General features: G+C 44.3%; 14 protein-coding genes. 9 read left to right on the plus strand and 5 right to left on the minus strand.

All coding sequences use genetic code 11. The features are described from left to right. The first annotated feature begins 48 nt into the window (after positions 1–48). Together EXM22_RS00495 and EXM22_RS00500 are read left to right on the plus strand one after the other, a co-directional pair. The gene (locus EXM22_RS00495; RefSeq protein WP_168203260.1) at positions 49–1,542 is read left to right on the plus strand and encodes a HAMP domain-containing protein; all 1,494 of its coding nucleotides are present in this window, start codon (positions 49–51) and stop codon (positions 1,540–1,542) included. A gap of 175 nt (positions 1,543–1,717) precedes the next feature. Continuing rightward, complete coding sequence (locus EXM22_RS00500; RefSeq protein WP_149484625.1) at positions 1,718–2,494, plus strand: dienelactone hydrolase family protein; 777 nt, start codon at positions 1,718–1,720, stop codon at positions 2,492–2,494. A 70-nt stretch (positions 2,495–2,564) separates the two neighbouring features. On the opposite strand, the gene EXM22_RS00505 is transcribed toward EXM22_RS00500, so the two are convergent. Further along, positions 2,565–2,921 (minus strand): Hsp20/alpha crystallin family protein, encoded by a 357-nt coding sequence (locus EXM22_RS00505; protein ID WP_149484626.1) that lies wholly within the window; start codon positions 2,919–2,921, stop codon positions 2,565–2,567. A gap of 12 nt (positions 2,922–2,933) precedes the next feature. Then, complete coding sequence (locus EXM22_RS00510; protein ID WP_149484627.1) at positions 2,934–3,392, minus strand: Hsp20/alpha crystallin family protein; 459 nt, start codon at positions 3,390–3,392, stop codon at positions 2,934–2,936. A gap of 466 nt (positions 3,393–3,858) precedes the next feature. Here EXM22_RS00510 and EXM22_RS00515 point away from each other — a divergent pair, with 466 nt between their 5' ends. The 6 genes from EXM22_RS00515 (at position 3,859) to EXM22_RS00540 (ending at position 11,973) form a co-directional block, all read left to right on the plus strand. Further along, positions 3,859–5,331, plus strand: coding sequence for an alkaline phosphatase (locus tag EXM22_RS00515; RefSeq protein ID WP_149484628.1), 1,473 nt, complete (start codon positions 3,859–3,861; stop codon positions 5,329–5,331). A 58-nt stretch (positions 5,332–5,389) separates the two neighbouring features. Beyond that, positions 5,390–6,538 (plus strand): YibE/F family protein, encoded by a 1,149-nt coding sequence (locus EXM22_RS00520; RefSeq protein ID WP_149484629.1) that lies wholly within the window; start codon positions 5,390–5,392, stop codon positions 6,536–6,538. A gap of 79 nt (positions 6,539–6,617) precedes the next feature. Further along, positions 6,618–7,520, plus strand: coding sequence for an electron transfer flavoprotein subunit beta/FixA family protein (locus EXM22_RS00525; RefSeq protein WP_246157049.1), 903 nt, complete (start codon positions 6,618–6,620; stop codon positions 7,518–7,520). Continuing rightward, positions 7,517–9,988: an FAD-linked oxidase C-terminal domain-containing protein gene (locus EXM22_RS18355; protein WP_246157050.1), complete on the plus strand. Its 2,472-nt coding sequence runs from the start codon at positions 7,517–7,519 to the stop codon at positions 9,986–9,988. Before EXM22_RS00525 ends, EXM22_RS18355 begins: the two co-directional genes overlap by 4 nt. 30 nt (positions 9,989–10,018) lie before the next feature. Next, complete coding sequence (locus tag EXM22_RS00535) at positions 10,019–10,624, plus strand: TetR/AcrR family transcriptional regulator (protein WP_149484630.1); 606 nt, start codon at positions 10,019–10,021, stop codon at positions 10,622–10,624. An 86-nt stretch (positions 10,625–10,710) separates the two neighbouring features. After that, entirely contained in the window at positions 10,711–11,973 is a 1,263-nt protein-coding gene (locus EXM22_RS00540) for a PQQ-dependent sugar dehydrogenase (protein ID WP_210411529.1), read from the plus strand. Between the two features lie 6 nt (positions 11,974–11,979). Here the strand turns inward: EXM22_RS00540 and EXM22_RS00545 are convergent, their stop codons facing one another. After that, complete coding sequence (locus EXM22_RS00545; RefSeq protein WP_168203261.1) at positions 11,980–13,914, minus strand: hybrid sensor histidine kinase/response regulator; 1,935 nt, start codon at positions 13,912–13,914, stop codon at positions 11,980–11,982. A 140-nt stretch (positions 13,915–14,054) separates the two neighbouring features. On the opposite strand from EXM22_RS00545, the gene EXM22_RS18165 reads away from it, so the two are divergent. After that, positions 14,055–14,228, plus strand: coding sequence for a hypothetical protein (locus tag EXM22_RS18165; RefSeq protein ID WP_168203262.1), 174 nt, complete (start codon positions 14,055–14,057; stop codon positions 14,226–14,228). 6 nt (positions 14,229–14,234) lie between these two features. Here the strand turns inward: EXM22_RS18165 and EXM22_RS00550 are convergent, their stop codons facing one another. Both EXM22_RS00550 and EXM22_RS00555 read right to left on the minus strand, forming a co-directional pair. Continuing rightward, positions 14,235–14,600 carry a NifB/NifX family molybdenum-iron cluster-binding protein gene (locus EXM22_RS00550; protein ID WP_149484632.1) on the minus strand — a complete coding sequence of 122 codons (366 nt, stop codon included), beginning with the start codon at positions 14,598–14,600 and terminating at the stop codon, positions 14,235–14,237. A 115-nt stretch (positions 14,601–14,715) separates the two neighbouring features. After that, positions 14,716–15,078 (minus strand): NifB/NifX family molybdenum-iron cluster-binding protein, encoded by a 363-nt coding sequence (locus EXM22_RS00555; RefSeq protein WP_149484633.1) that lies wholly within the window; start codon positions 15,076–15,078, stop codon positions 14,716–14,718. Positions 15,079–15,204 lie beyond the last annotated feature (126 nt).

A 15,204-nucleotide genomic window follows, 5' to 3' on the forward strand; every position in this document is an offset into this window, starting at 1 on the left:
TTCTGTTAGAATCACATTCCTTCTTGTTAACAGGGGAACAAGATGTTTATGAGTCTTTTAAAAAAAATCCACCTGAACAATATGAATATCCGGATCATTCTTATTCTTATCATAGCCTTGGGAATCATTTTGCGCTTAATCAGTTCTGTTCTCATCATGTCGCGCTCTGTGAATGACTATAAATTATCCAAATATATATATCTGATGAATGATGTCAGCGATGATTTGTTTACGGCTGTTACCAATTATGGTTTTGAAAGGGGCCGTGTTAATGTTCTGCTCAACGATGCCGGTCATTCCGAAGGAATGGAATTTAACAAAACATTTGTCATTGAGAGACGGCGGGATGGTGATGCAGCTCTCTTATCAGCCCTGTCAAAGCTTTCTGCCGAAACTGAGACGGAATTAAATCTTAGCAGGGACAGGATTGAACAAATAAGAGCCGAAATTGCAATTTTAAGAGACCTAAGCTCACAAGAATTTACTCTACCAATGGAATCTAGGAATCCTCAGCTGTCTGAAATCTGGTTTGCCAAAATGACAGAATATATTGAGAGCATTGAGTCTTTACTCATCCTTGTCTCCCAGGATATCAGTAATTCAGATGGGTTGATAAGCCGGTATTCATCCCTTAAACATAAAGCCATGGCTCTCAGAAATATTGCAGGACCGGAAATCTCAATTCTGACTGCCACCATGGTGTCCGGTAAACCTCTGAAAGATAAATTCTCTGCTAAAATCAGTAAGCATATTATCATCAACGATGAAATCTTTAAGGATTTGAATTTTTTGAGCGGACCTCTTAAAGGAAGTCCTGTCTACTCATCACTAATGGAACTCAGGGAATCCTACTATGATGAATATGTGAAGCACAGAGACCTTCTTTATCCTCACGCAATTGCGGGAGGGCCCTATCCTTACACATCGCAGGAATATTTGGGGTATGGAGAAAGGTTCATCAACTCTATAGGTAGTTTTATGGAAACCCTAGTCCGACAGGACAGGGAGTATACCATCCTTAGACTGGAAGAAAGCAGAAAGGCAATTTTCAATCATGTTGTATTCCTTTCTGCATCCTTACTTTTATTCCTCTTTGTTTTGTTCTTACTCATTAACCGTATTCTTAATCCATTGGTAAGGCTGACAGATAATATTGTATTACTGGGAAAGGGGAATACAGATGTTACAATTCCGCAGCTTACTTCCAAAAATGAAATTGGAAATATGGCAAGAGGCATGGCAGTCTTCAGAGATACTCTCATCACACTCGATAATAAAATGATTGAACTGGAGAAGGTTTCCAATGAGAGAGCCCAGTTGATTGCCGATCTTAAGAAAACACTCAATGAGGTGAAGAGTCTAAGAGCGATCATTCCCATCTGCTCCTATTGCAAGAATATTAGAAATGATCAGGGGTATTACGAGGAAATAGAATCTTATTTTTCAAAGAACTCAGATGCTGACTTTAGCCATACAATCTGTCCAGACTGTATGGAGAAGCATTTCCCCGGAATGTCAGCTGGTACGAAAAAAGATTTGTAATCTTATATATTTTTAAAAGAACCCTCCTTTTTCATGGCTGTGGACCTCAGGTATCTGGATTATTCTCTTCCTGGAGGATTTAATTACTACAAAATTAGTAATATAAGTTGAAGTCTGATTTTTTTTCTTCATAATTAAAGTAAATATTGTGAATACACATCATAAGGAGTCGTGTATGAAGATTAATAAGACTTTTCTAATTATATCCGGTTTTTTAATGACCTTGTCAGTATCTGCTTTTACACAAAATGGAGAAACGATTGTCACTGAAGATGTAAAATATACTGTTGGAGGCATGGATTTCCAGGGATATCTGGCCTATGACAGTGCTGTCAAAGGAACTCGTCCAGGCATAATTGTTGTCCATGAGTGGACCGGTTTGAATGACTACGCAAAGTTCAGAGCCCGTGAATTAGCAAAGCAGGGGTATGTTGCCTTTGCTGCAGACATGTATGGCGGTGGGAAGGAAGTTCCCGTTTCTGAAGCCAGATCGATGTCTGGGAAAGTAGGATCTGATTTTCCTCTGATCAAGGAAAGATTTACAGCTGCCCTCGATGTATTGGAAAGTAACGCCATGGTGGATAATACTAAAGTTGCCGCAATCGGTTACTGTTTCGGTGGAGGGATTGTCCTGAATGCTGCCAGAATGGGGGTTGAATTACAAGGCATTGCCAGTTTTCATGCCAGTATAAACACCGGTTTGGATGCGGGCAAAGGTGATGTTAAAACCCCACTCTTAGTCTTACAGGGAGCCGGTGATCCTGCGGCGCCTCCTCAAAAACAGGAAGCCTTCCGTAAAGAAATGAACTCTGCCGGTGCCAATTATGAGTATGTCATCTATCCTGATGTCAATGCCCATAATTTCACAAATCCCGAAGGAAGTAGTTATTACCCCGAAGAAGCCGAAGACGCCTGGGGTAAAATGCTTGATTTCTTTCAGGAAATCTTTTAAGTTTTAAGTCTCTTATGTTGTTTTTTTACTGCCCCTCAACCTGCCATAGGATGAGGGGCAGTTTTTTGTTTTAGAGGGCTTTTACTTTTATTTTTCTGGGTTTCTCTGACTCCTTAATGTAAAGGGTTAGTGTGAGAATCCCTTTCTCCATTCGAGCTTCAATCCTCTCCCTGTCAATGGTATCGTCAATGGTGTATTCCTGATGGAAATCACCCTCAGGAATTTCCTTAACCCGATACCTTCCCTGGAGTGATTTGGCCTTTTTTGATCCATGAAGAATCAACAGGTTTCCATCAATTTTGACCTCCAGTTCGTCTTTGGAAACACCGGGCATTTCCATTGTGAGTACCACTTTTGAATCTTCTCTGTATATATTGCAGGGAGCGCAAAAAGTCCTTCTTTTTTCCATTGTTTGTACATCAGCCATAACATCCACCTCCTAATGAACCTGAACAGAAATCTGCTTGGGTTTTGCTTCTTCTTTTTTAGGTAGATTTACCTTCAAAATACCCTCTTCCAGGTGAGCCTCTACGGCACTGGAATCAATATCCGCAGGAAGGGAAAGAGTCCTCTGAAAACCTCCGGACCATGTTTCTCTCTTAAAGTACTTGCCTTTCTTACCGTCAAAAAGCTCTTTCTTTTCACCCTTGATTGTGAGGGTATTGGCCGTGATGGATACATCAATTTCATTTTCATCCATTCCTGGTAATTCGCAGATGATAGTGAGTGATTCATCTGTTTCTACGACATCGATAGCCGGAGAAACATTGCGGTCAAACAATCCGGTTGTAGAAGGAGCATTCGTCACTTTGAACAAGTTGTTAATCTCTTCCTGCAGGCTGGATAGATCTGCCCAAGGATCATAAATATCTTTGTCTTTCCACTTAACTAATGACATAATCGTACCTCCCGAATTAGTTTCTAATAACAATTATGCATAGACTGTGCCAATTCGTGATATCGTTAATGTAATATTTTAACTGTATTGTATATAAGGAAATATAGCTTTTTTAATTTTCTGTTACTTTTCTCCATCCTGGATCGAAGGATACAATTGATACACTATCAGAGTGACTGACTTTAGGAATATGTCAATATGACTCAAGGTGTAAATTCAATGAAGTAGAACCGTGTCATAAGGAAACGTATGTCTATGGATACACCTTTTCGCTGTTCTATAACCCTTAAATTCTGCCTCTTATGGCTCTATCAGACAGAGAATTTACGTCCTCAGGATTGGGAAACCTTCTCTGATTCTGGAGGAAAAAATACTAACCCTTAACAAATCATTTCATTACGATCCTCTAATAGAAACAGAAGAACATTATTAAAAATGAAAAATTGTTGTTTATGAGGAGAATCAAATGAAAAAGAATCTTACATTATTTTTAGTCCTTGTTTTCACCACGGGATTATTTGCCACCGGTCAGTCCGACTCCGTTGTAAAGGGACAGGATTTGAGTCTACAGAAAGCTAAGTACATGTTTCTATTCATCGGAGACGGTATGGCCATGCCCCAGATTACGGCCACCGAAGCCTATTTAAGTGCCAACAGGGCCTCTGCTCCTGGCGTGGAAAAGCTTGCCTTTACACAGTTTCCGGCTCAAGGACTCACTACCACTTATGACGCGGGATCTTTTATTACAGACTCCGCTTCTGCAGGGACGGCCATCGCAACAGGCAGCAAGACTCTTTCGGGAGTGATCAATATGGACGAGACAAGAACCAAAGAACTGAAGACTATTGCAGAGTATGCTAAAGAATCAGGACGTAAAGTCGGCATTATCTCCAGCGTCAATCTTGATCATGCAACACCTGCCTGCTTTTATGCCAAGGAAGAAAGCAGAAACAATTACTTCAACATTAACATGCAGTTGGCTCATAGTAATTTTGACTATTTTGCCGGTGGTATGGTCAGGGTCGATAAGACTCCTGAAGGGCAGAAATCAGCTCATGATCTCATGCAGGATAATGGCTGGCTCATGGCGTCCAACCGGGATGAGCTGAATGCCCTTGTTCCCAGTGATAAACAGGTTTATGCCTACTACAACAGCAGTTTTACACGGAACTCTCTAGATTATGCCATCGACATGGAACCCGAGGATATCAGCCTTGCTGAATATACTGCTAAGGGGATTGAACTCCTTTCTGCAAATGAAGAAGGATTCTTCATGATGGTCGAAGGTGGGAAGATTGACTGGGCCTGTCATGCCAATGATGCTGCCGCTTCCATCCATAATACCATAGCCTTTGACAATGCCGTTAAAGAAGCCATCAAATTTTACCAGGCTCATCCTGAAGAGACCGTCATCATTGTAACTGGAGATCATGAGACAGGGGGACTGACCCTCGGTTTTGCTGGAACAAAATATGATTCCGCCTTTGCAGAAATTGACAAACAGCTAATGTCTTATGAAGCCTTTGACCACTATATCCTCACTCCCTATAAAGAATCTCATAAAGAGGGAGGAGAACTGGCTGATATTCTTCCTGAAATTGAGAAAAACTTCGGGTTGAGCGATCTTACAGATTATGAACTTGAAATGCTTGTTTCGGCCTTTTACAGAAGCATGGGAAGTGAGGTTAATGAGTCATCCAAGACCCAGGATTACCTCCTTTACGGTGGCTATGAGCCCCTTACAATGACAATCACACATCTTCTGAATCAGAGAGCCGGTCTTGCCTGGACATCCTACTCCCACACTGGTGTTCCAGTACAAACTTTTGCCCTCGGTGCGGGTGAAGAGCTTTTCAACGGTTACTACGATAATACAGATATCTTCAAAAAGATGTATCAACTTCTGTTTCCTGAAATCACCGTAGCTTTGGCTCAATAATATCATATCATCAGGGGAGGGAAATTCCCTCCCCGTCGTTTTAGAAAAGAGGTTTCCCATGTTGATAGCCGAGAAAAGCGGTGTTAAAGATAAATTTTTTGTCCTCCTTGTTTGTTTACTGACCTTCGTTCTCTTTTTAATTCCCACAGGGTTTGAAAACAGGCTGCAAAAAGATGTCATTAGAGCCAGAGCCTTGATCACTGCTGTTGATAACAGTGAGCTGGAACAGTATGGCATCGTTAAAACAGGTAATCAGGGAGTGGAAATTGAGATTTTAAATGGTCCCTTTAAAGGTCTCGTCACAGAATCTAATAATATGCTTATGGGTAAACTCGAACTGGATAAGATGTTTTCCATAGGGGATGTTGCTCTCGTCGTCATCAACATGAAAGAGAACGGAGAATTTGTCTACGCCAATGTCATTGATCATTACCGCATACGGATAGAACTGGTTCTTCTATTGCTATTTTCGGGGCTTCTGGTCCTCTTCGCCGGCTGGACAGGTGCAAAAGCACTTCTGTCGTTTATATTTACAGGAGCCTGTATCTGGAAAATCCTGCTTCCAGGTTTTCTCAATGGATGGAATCCTATCCTTCTTTCATTACTGATCATCTCTGTATTGTCTGGAGTTATTATTTTTCTGGTAGGTGGTGTTACCAAACGCGGGCTTGTCGCCTTTCTCGGCACAATTTCCGGGATTGGAATTACAGCGGTCATCTCCATACTCTTTGGTGGTCTTTTTCATATCCATGGTGCTATTAGACCTTTCTCGGAGACTCTGCTCTATTCCGGGTATGCCCATCTGGATTTGAGTGCCATTTTTATATCCGGAATATTCCTTGCCTCCTCTGGTGCTGTCATGGATATCGGCATGGATATTTCTGCCTCCATGAGCGAGATTGTTCATAAAAAACCTGATATCCACTCCAGTGAGTTGATCCTTTCTGGAATAAAAGTCGGCCGGGCGGTGGTCGGTACGATGACAACCACTCTGTTACTGGCCTATTCAGGAAGTTATTCGGCAGTTCTCATGGTCATGATGGCGCAAGGAACTCCTATGTTTAATATTTTGAATCTTAGTTACATCAGTGCAGAGATTCTACACACTCTTGTCGGGAGTTTCGGTCTGGTGTTGACGGCTCCTCTAACCGCTTTGATCGCTGGGTTTATATATAAGAAAACAGAAGATTCATCCCTTTCCTCCTGACCCTAAGCGTTCATGGATAGATTTCATCTACTCGCATCCCGGTAAAGCTTTTACAAACATTATTCTTCATTCTTAAAAATTGACTATAGTCATTAATTTATTGACTGCAGTCATTCTTGGGGTCATACTAATCTCCAGCCAGGGTTCAATTATCCCTGTAATGACTACGGAGGATATTATTGAAATGAGAATCATTGTTCCCATCAAACAGGTTCCTGAAAGCTCCAATGTGAAAATGGATGCCGAGTCAGGTACGGTTATACGTTCCGGCAGCAATGCCGTTGTGAATCCCCTGGATCTTTATGCTTTGGAAGCCGCTTTGCAAATGCGGGAGCAACACGGTGGATCTGTTACCGCTTTGAGCATGGGACCGCCCTCGGCCATGAAAGCTCTCCGGGAAGCCCTTGCCATGGGATGTGATGACGCCTGTCTTGTGTCTGACAGAAAATTCGGAGGTTCTGATACCTGGGCTACCTCCTATATTATTTCTAGAGCCATCGCCGCCCTGGGTGACTTCGATCTGATTCTCTGCGGGGAACGGGCAACCGATGGCGATACGGCACAGGTCGGCCCCGGCATAGCCGCCTGGTTGGATCTTCCTTTGGCCAGTTATGTTTCCAAAGTTGAGTCTCTGGATGCACAGAAGGGCACTTTGCTGGTGGAACGACTGATCGAAGAGGGTTATCAGCGTTTATCCCTCTGTCTTCCGGCACTACTAACGGTTGTCAAAGAGATTGCCGAGCCTAGACTCCCGACTCTCGAAGGAAAAAAACGATCCATCAACACAGAAATCCCCATCTTAGGTTCGGAAAATATGGACCTGGAGCCTGCCTATCTTGGTCTGAGAGGCTCTCCCACTAAAGTTGTGAAAATTATGACCCCCCAGGTCACCCGGGGAGGTCGTGTTATAGAGGCCGGAGATGATACCCCCGCAGCGGTGGGGGAATTGATCAAATATCTGAAAGAAAAGGATCTTGTATGAGTTTTGTATGGACTATAGCCGAACAGCACAAGGGGATATTGAAGGATGTCTCATTTGAACTTTTAGCCAGAGGACGCAGTCTGGCAGATGAGGTTGATACAAAACTGGCCTCAGTCGTGATTGGATACGGAGTCGGTCAGGAAGAGCTGTCCCGCTTGATTGCCGGGGGAGCCGACGAGGTGTACAGTGTTCAACACCCCGCATTGGAAGAGTTCAGTTGTGAATCCTACAGTGCGGTTTTGCAGAATCTGATTAAAACCTGGAATCCCAGCATCATTCTTGCCTCGGCCACAACCCAGGGACGTACTCTCATGCCCCATGTTGCTGTCAAAGTACATACAGGCCTCACTGCGGACTGTACGGAACTTGCCATAGAACCCGGGACTGACAATCTGCTACAGACCAGGCCGGCTATCGGTGGTAATATCATGGCAACCATAAAAACACCCGATCATCGACCACAAATGGCAACTATCCGCCCGAAATCCAACAAGGTTTTGAAACCCGATTCATCCAGGGTCGGACAAATTATTGAAGTCCTTGTCCTGGAGTCTCTCCTTGACTCAAGGGTTAAAATCATTGGTTATCGAGAGGGTAACACCGGGTTTGTCAACCTTGAAGAGGCCGATATCGTTGTTGCCGGAGGACGGGGGTTTAAAAAATCCGAAAACTTCAGCATGCTGGACGAAGCCGCAACACGATTGGGCGGGGTGGTTGGCGCCACCCGTGATGCCGTCGATAGAGGCTGGATCTCCTATCCCCATCAGATTGGTTTGAGTGGTAAAACCATATCTTCCCGCTTGTATGTAGGCGCGGGAATCTCAGGTTCTATTCAGCATCTGGCGGGTATAAAAACCTGTGAAACCATCGTTTCTATAAACTCCGACCCTGAGGCAAATCTTCACAAGGTTGCTGATTTTGGTATTGTGGGCGATCTTTTTGAAGTCATGCCCGAACTGATCAGGCAGCTGGGCGGGAAATCCTCTGATCTGGATATTCCCCAGGAGAAAACGAGTTCTCAAACTGAAAAGAAAATATTCCGCACAAGAACTTCGGCATCTCCCTATGCTCGGGTGAATAAGGCTCATGTAAAAGAACTGAAAACCATCGTCGGTCAGGGAAATGTCATTGTGGATGAAGAGCGTCTGGAATCCTATTCTCATGATGAGACAGATGCTTCTGAATATGCTGTCATACCGGAAGTTGTGGTATTACCAAGTACTACAGAAGAAGTGTCCAAAATCATGAAACTTGCCAACCGAGAGAATATTCCTGTCACTCCCCGGGGGGCTGGATCGGGTCTTTCGGGTGGAGCCATCCCCTGTTTCGGCGGTATTCTGATTTCTGTGGAGAAAATGAACTCTCTCATAGAGCTGGATGTGGATAATATGGTGGCCGAGGTAGAAGCCGGCATGATAACCAATGAATTTGCTCAGGAAGTCCAGGAACGGGGTCTTTTCTTTGCCGGCTATCCCATGAGTCTTGAGACTTGTTTTATCGGAGGGAATATTGCCGAAAATGCAGGTGGCGGTAAGGCCGTAAAATACGGTGTCACAGGGCGTTATATTATGGGCCTTGAGATGGTCACTCCAACAGGCGACATTGTCCGCCTTGGGGGAAAAGCACCCAAGGATGTATCGGGTTATGATTTAAAGCAGCTCATTGTAGGGTCTGAAGGCACCCTGGGGATTGTCACAAAGGCGACGATCCGTCTCATAGGACTGCCTACGGTCAGTGCGGATCTTCTGGTTTTATTTGACACTCCCCGGCAGGCTATCGATGCCGTACCAGTGATCATAAAGTCAGGCATTGTCCCGACAGGGCTTGAATTCATGGATCGGCTGTCTGCACAGACAAGCTGCCGGTATCTCAACGAGAGCCTTCCCTATGGTGAAGCAGGGGCTATGCTTCTGATTGAACTGGATGGGAATAACAGCAAGCAGGTGGAAGCAGATCTTCTAACCGTTGGTGAGCTTTGTATGCAGAGTTCTGCCACTCAGGTTTTTGTGGCGGAGGACTCCAATACCAAAGAGAGAATCTGGAATGTCCGGCGTAATGTTGCAGAGGCCTTCAAGGTCTTTAGTCCTGTTCAGTCCTTGGAAGACATTGTTGTTCCTACCTCCCGAATCCCCGAATTGATTCCGGAATTGGAAAGAGTCAGTCAAAAATACGGTATGCTGATTCCCTGTTACGGCCACGCAGGAGACGGAAATCTCCATGCCACCCTGGTGAAAGATCCGGAAATGTCTATGGAGACCTGGAAGGTGAATGAGGATGCAGCCCTGAAGGAAATTTACCGCATAACCATGGGATTCGGCGGGAAGATAAGCGGTGAACACGGCATCGGTCTGAAAAGAAAATCCTATCTTAAGGATCTCATTGATCCTGTAGAACTGGATTTGATGAGGGGTATTAAAAAAGCATGGGATCCAAAAAATATATTGAATCCCGGTAAGATCTTCGATTAGAGTGGCATATCGGGGAGGTTGATTCAACTGATGGGTAGACGAGAAGAGAAGGCTCAAGAAACAAAGAGTCGCCTAATGAAGAACGCATTGCAGCTCTTTCGGGAAAAGGGTTATGACATGGTTACCGTTGAAGATATCACCCGGGCTACGGCTGTAGCCAAGGGCACTTTTTACAGTTATTTTGAAACAAAGAGTGATATCATAGTGGAGGAATTCTGGAAAATTGACAGGTATTATCAGGACTATGCGTCCCGAAATCTCAAGCGATATAGTCGGGGTGCGGAAAAACTAAGGGCCTTTACACGGGCCCAGATGCGCTATGTCAGAGATCATGTGGGAGTGAAGAATCTGAAAATCCTCTATGCCAATCAGATCCTTACCTCCGAGTCTAATCAGGTTATCATTGATCCTGAAAGGCAATGGTATCAAATCATTCAGGATATTATTGCCGGTGCTCAGGAAACAGGGGAGTTCCGGAATCTTCAGGACCCAGAGTCCTTGGCTGTTCTGTTCAATCGTTCCATGAGATCCGTCTTCCTGGATTGGTGCATCTCCGATGGAGAATTGAATCTGGTCAATGAGGGAATCAGGTATTGCGAAGAATGGTTGATTCCGGTGCTTCGGTCGGAACCCTGATCTTGCTCTAGGATTCTACAGGCATCAGAATCATCAAAAGGAAATCTTCTACCTTTTCAATTATACTATTGGGAAGGGGGGACACTGTGACTCTCAATCATAAAGAATCTGGTTTGTCTGTGAGTTCCGGTTTTAGAGCTCCTAGGAATTTCTTTTTTTTAAATGTTTTTCTATTCCAGCTCCGAAGGGGAACAGAACCAGCCAGGTCGCTGATTTTAAATGGCCTCATCTTTTTCTCTCTTCTTGTTCTATCAGGCAGTTGTTACGCCGATTCCGCCAAAAGTGAAATTGAAGGAAATGCAGGAACCATTCTCCTTTCTGAAAACTATGGCATGTTTAACGAACCCTGGGCCATGACATTCCTACCAGAGGGAGATCTTCTGATTACTGAGAAGAGTGGAAATCTGATTTATTTTCGCATGAAGGATCGTTCTAGAATCCGGGTCGGGGGTGTTCCTGATGTTGTCAACCGAGGGCAGGGAGGCTTGGGGGATATCATCCTTCATCCTCAATACCAGGACAATCATCTGATTTACTTCTCCTATGTTGAAGAGGACGGATCTGGAAACAGCGGTGCCGTGGTGGTGAGGGCCCGTCTTCAGGGGGCTTCAGCAGGGTATGAATTGAAAAACATGGAAGTCCTCTGGCGTCAAACTCCAAAAGTTGCAGGGAACGGCCACTTCTCTCACCGTCTGGCCTTCAGTTTTGATGGATCTCTCTATATAAGCTCAGGTGAACGCCAGAAACAGGCCCCGGCTCAGAGCTGGACCCAAAATCTTGGAAAGATCATCAGGTTAAACGAAGATGGATCTGTTCCGGAGGATAATCCCTTTCAGGACAAAGGTGAGTTGGCAAAAACATTCTGGACACTGGGGCATCGTAATCTTTTAGGAATTGCTTTTGATAAAGAGGGCCGGTTATGGGCACATGAAATGGGCCCGAGACACGGAGATGAGTTCAACTTGATTCTCAGAGGGGCTAATTATGGTTGGCCATTGGTTTCCTGGGGTGATCAATATTCGGGTGCTTCCATTCCCGATCATGACACAGGTCCCGAGTTTCATTCTCCCGAAGTATACTGGGTCCCCTCTATTGCACCTTCTGGTTTAGTCATCTACGAAGGTGCTCTTTTCTCAGCTTGGCAAGGTAATGCCCTTATGGGTGGCCTTGTCTCAAAAGCTCTGATACGAGTCAATATTCAGGGAAGTCATGCCATGGAGGTTGAACGTTTTGCCATGGAGAAACGAATCCGTGAGGTGGAGCAAGGGCCAGATGGTGCTCTCTGGGTCCTGGAGGATCAAAGAGGCGGTCGTCTATTGCGGCTCACGCCTATTTCTTCTCAAAGATAATATTCCTTACGGCCCTTCTCTCAGAAGGGCTGTTTTTCCTTTCTGATCCAAAATATCCCGAATTGATCCTAGGAATTCTTTCATATCGTAGGGCTTCATAATGAACCCTTTTAGACCGATGGATAAGGCTTTTTCTTTATTCATATGAGAGCTGTAACCAGTACAGAGAACAATAGGGATTTCCGGTCTGATTTTCAGTGCTTCCAACGCTAGGTTTTCACCGGTTAAATCGGGCATTGTCTGGTCTGTGATGATGAGATCAAAGTCATTTGGGGAGGATGCAAAAAGCTCGAGGGCTTCTACGCTCTTCTTTCTGGCCGTGACTTCATAGCCTAATCCTTCCAGACTCCTTCTTGTTATTTCCAGAATACTATCTTCATCATCGACAATGAGGATTTTTTCCGATCCACCTATTGGAACACTGTCTTCCTGTTTTGGTTCAATGGGGTGGCTTTCGACCCTGGGAAAGTAGATCTTAATGGATGTTCCGGTTCCAAAAGAACTGTCCAGCCTTATACCAGCGTTGATATTCTTGAGGATTCCGGCAACTACAGCTAATCCCATCCCCGAGCCTTTCCCAACTTCTTTTGTTGTAAAATAAGGATCGAAAATTTTATGGATATCCCGATTTTTGATACCTGTTCCATTATCTTCAATTTGCAGTAGAATGTAGGGCCCTGCTGTCAATGACGGGTCATCCTTGAGCTCTGTCTCGCTGAGATAGGCCGTACTCAAACGAACCGTTAAGACTCCACCCTTTTCATCCATAGCCTGGGCCGCATTGGTGCAGAGGTTCATCATGATCTGGTGAATCTGGGTAGGATCAGCCAGGGTGTTTCCGCATTGAGGATCAAGGTCCTCCTCAATTCTAATTGTTGAAGGGATGGACGCCCGGATGAGTTTTAAATCTTCCTGAATGATTTCAAAAACATAGACAGATTGGCATTGGCTGCTGTCTTTACGGCTGTAATATAGGATCTGTTTTACAAGGTCCCTGGCCCGGAATCCGGCCTTCATTATCTGCTCAATTTGATATCGAACACGGCTCTCATTGGAGAGATCCAGAAGGGTCAGATCTGCATAGCCGAGAATTGCCGTGAGGATATTATTGAAATCATGGGCAATGCCACCAGCCAGAGTTCCAACTGCTTCCATCTTCTGCGATTGACTGAGTTGCGCTTCAAGAGCCTTCTTATTTTCTTCCGCCTGTATCTGTTCGGTTAAATCGAGTCCGAAGGACCAGTTTTGTTCGCCCAGTGTTATGAACCCCCAGGATACGATTTTCTTGGTCCCGTCTTTACAGCAAACTTCGGTTACTCTGGTCTCAATGTCTGAATGTGTTTCAATGGCCTTTGCGATATCTTTTTGCCATTTTCCAACGACTTCCTGACGGTATTCCGGGTCTGGATATGCCAGGGGCCACCAATGGCTAGCAGTAGGTATTTCATCAATTGTATAACCGAATAATTCTGTGAATCTTGAATTTAAGTAGAGGCATTTTTGATCGATTTCTTCTGACATGTAAATGGCCAAGGGAGAAGTCTCTGCAAGAGCTTTGAATCTCATTTCGCTTTCTTTGAGTGCCTTTTCCGCTTGTTTTCTTTCTTCCACTTCTTTGAGGAGATCTTTTGTATGAAGACGGACAACCCGGTTTAGCATCAGTCTACAAAAGAGGAAGAACAAGACACATAGGCTAATGCCGCCGATGATTTTCCATAGAATCCTGTGGTTCTCCTGATCTGTTATTTTTTCAAGGGAGCCCATCCATTTAGAGTATATCCTCTCTTCCTTCTCTGTCGTCATCAGGGCTAACTCTATTTTGTTGTTGACTTCAGATTCTTCTGATATTCCTGTTCTTCCGGAGTTCGGGGGGGAGGCTGTTTTCTCCCGGAGGGGCAGGGACCCTATTATTGGGAGGGCGTACTCTCCGGTCTGATTCAATGCATAAGAAATATTTCCAATAATGAGGGAGAAAAGAAGCAAACATAACTGTATCTTTGAATTGAAAATATGGACCTCCGGAAAAAGACGAAAGGGTCTTCTAAGCTTTCAATTATAGCGCATTCTAAAGGAGGGGATAAGTGGCTGACCCATTCATTTATGGATGTGACAGATATTTTTTTATATCCGTATTCCCTTCATTTGTGATAGGGTATAGAAAACAAGAAGGGAGTCTTTGGAAGAGATCCTGCCGCAAGGTCAGTCGATCTGGAAAGGTCTCCCTCTTAGCCCTTGCAGCTTCCAGTTTTTTATAATTCTTATCAGGCTCGTCGTAAACCGGTGGACTTATTTTTTTCTATCAGTGGCAATTGGTGATTAGACCAGGCCTTAATGGCCGCATTCGCCGTCTTAGATTTTCCTTGTTTGAATACGGGAATACCAAATTGTATGAGTGCATCCATTCCCTGTGGACCTACTTCCGGAGCAATGAGTACTCCTGCCCCCTGGTCTACAATCAGTTGAACAGCCAGTAAACCTGCTCCTCCTGCTTCATCTTTAGCCATATTTTTAAGTGATAAAAACGTTTCTTCTTCTGTGTCGTATATTAAAAAATTCTCACATCGTCCAAAACGTTCATCCAGTTCACTATCGAGATCCGTACCTTTACTGCATAGTGCCAGAATCATTTTTTTTATCCTTCTGGAGTTTTATAGTCATCTCCGGAGACTTTGAGTTGTTACAGCCCTGGGACCGTTCGGTCATGTGGGTTTATACAATGAGCATCAGGAACTAGGGCCTTTTTCAGCCGTGGTCATGGCTGTGATCACATACAGATCCGGTGGACTCCAGATCTCCTTTGATAAATGTCTCGAGATTTTCTTCAATTGTTCCAGTTGCTCCTAAAATGACATCGATTCCGTGTCCTTTGAAAATATCAACAGCCATGCCACCCATACCACCAGTAATGATGGCACTGGCTCCCTGTTCGTGAACAAAGGCAGGGATGACTCCTGGAGCATGCGCTGGGGGAGTGACATACTCTGTCGCTTCTACCTTTCCATTCTCTAAGGTGCAGAAGACAAATTCCTTGGCATGACCAAAGTGTTCTTCCACATGTTTTCTGTCGTTACTCGGGAAGGCTATCTTCATCTTTTTCTGTTCCATAATCGGTTCTCCTCAAAATCGTCTCTTTTAAAAATGTGCATATGCACATATAATGTATCATGACGATCTTCGTGAATCAAGTCTGAAGAGTGTGAATTTTGTTTCTTTTCGCTTTGAGTTAACAAA

The sequence above is a fragment of the Oceanispirochaeta crateris genome (assembly GCF_008329965.1).
Classification (GTDB): domain Bacteria; phylum Spirochaetota; class Spirochaetia; order DSM-2461; family DSM-2461; genus Oceanispirochaeta; species Oceanispirochaeta crateris.